This window comes from Aeromonas sp. Y293-4 (assembly GCF_027705905.1).
In the GTDB taxonomy this organism is placed as follows: Bacteria; Pseudomonadota; Gammaproteobacteria; order Enterobacterales; family Aeromonadaceae; genus Aeromonas; species Aeromonas veronii.
Window position 1 is genome coordinate 1,297 of record NZ_JAPDCI010000052.1, and the last position, 1,718, is coordinate 3,014.

Here is a 1,718-nt window from a genome sequence, read left to right on the forward strand (position 1 = left end):
GAGCGAACCTTCTCCCGAAGTTACGGTTCTATTTTGCCTAGTTCCTTCACCCGAGTTCTCTCAAGCGCCTTGGTATTCTCTACCCGACCACCTGTGTCGGTTTGGGGTACGATGACTTGTAATCTGAAGCTTAGAGGCTTTTCCTGGAAGCAGGGCATCAATGGCTTCCACACCGTAGTGTGTTCGTCTCGTGTCTCAGTGTTGTGTCTCCGGATTTGCCTAGAAACACCACCTACGCACTTTCACCAGGACAACCGTCGCCTGGCCCACCTAGCCTTCTCCGTCCCCCCATCGCAATTACAAGTCGTGCAGGAATATTAACCTGCTTCCCATCGACTACGCCTTTCGGCCTCGCCTTAGGGGTCGACTCACCCTGCCCCGATTAACGTTGGACAGGAACCCTTGGTCTTCCGGCGAGGAGGCTTTTCACCCCCTTTATCGTTACTTACGTCAGCATTCGCACTTCTGATATCTCCAGCATACCTCTCGATACACCTTCGCAGACTTACAGAACGCTCCCCTACCACTCACACATAAGTGTGAATCCGCGGCTTCGGTGCCTGGTTTGAGCCCCGTTACATCTTCCGCGCAGGCCGACTCGACTAGTGAGCTATTACGCTTTCTTTAAATGATGGCTGCTTCTAAGCCAACATCCTAGCTGTCTGAGCCTTCCCACATCGTTTCCCACTTAACCAGAACTTTGGGACCTTAGCCGGCGGTCTGGGTTGTTTCCCTCTTCACGACGGACGTTAGCACCCGCCGTGTGTCTCCCGGATATTACTTACTGGTATTCGGAGTTTGCATGGGGTTGGTAAGTCGGGATGACCCCCTAGCCCAAACAGTGCTCTACCCCCAGTAGTATTCGTCCGAGGCGCTACCTAAATAGCTTTCGGGGAGAACCAGCTATCTCCGAGTTTGATTGGCCTTTCACCCCCAGCCACAGGTCATCCCCTAACTTTGCAACGTTAGTGGGTTCGGTCCTCCAGTTGATGTTACTCAACCTTCAACCTGCCCATGGCTAGATCACCCGGTTTCGGGTCTACACCTTGCAACTAGACGCCCAGTTAAGACTCGGTTTCCCTACGGCTCCCCTATACGGTTAACCTCGCTACAAAATGTAAGTCGCTGACCCATTATACAAAAGGTACGCAGTCACCCCGAAGGGCTCCCACTGCTTGTACGTACACGGTTTCAGGTTCTATTTCACTCCCCTCACAGGGGTTCTTTTCGCCTTTCCCTCACGGTACTGGTTCACTATCGGTCAGTCAGGAGTATTTAGCCTTGGAGGATGGTCCCCCCATATTCAGACAGGATGTCACGTGTCCCGCCCTACTCGATTTCACATCAAGGTTGTTTTCGTGTACGGGGCTATCACCCTGTATCGCCGGCCTTTCCAGGACCGTTCCACTAACTTCCAAGATGCTTAAGGGCTAATCCCCGTTCGCTCGCCGCTACTGAGGGAATCTCGGTTGATTTCTTTTCCTCGGGGTACTTAGATGTTTCAGTTCTCCCGGTTCGCCTCGTTACACTATGTATTCATGTAACGATACCCAAGTTATCTTGGGTGGGTTTCCCCATTCGGAAATCTGTGAGTAATAGCGTCTCTTACCGACTTCTCACAGCTTATCGCAGGTTAGTACGTCCTTCATCGCCTCTGACTGCCAAGGCATCCACCATGTACGCTTAGTCACTTAACCATACAACCCCAAGAAGTGTCG

At 52.2% G+C, this 1,718-nt stretch carries 1 rRNA gene (running past one end of the window); it reads right to left on the reverse strand.

Annotation, left to right across the window (positions count from 1 at the left end):
* Positions 1-1,697, reverse strand: a 23S ribosomal RNA gene (locus OKC31_RS21445) (it extends 1,260 nt beyond the left edge of the window).
* Between the last annotated feature and the right edge of the window lie 21 nt (positions 1,698-1,718).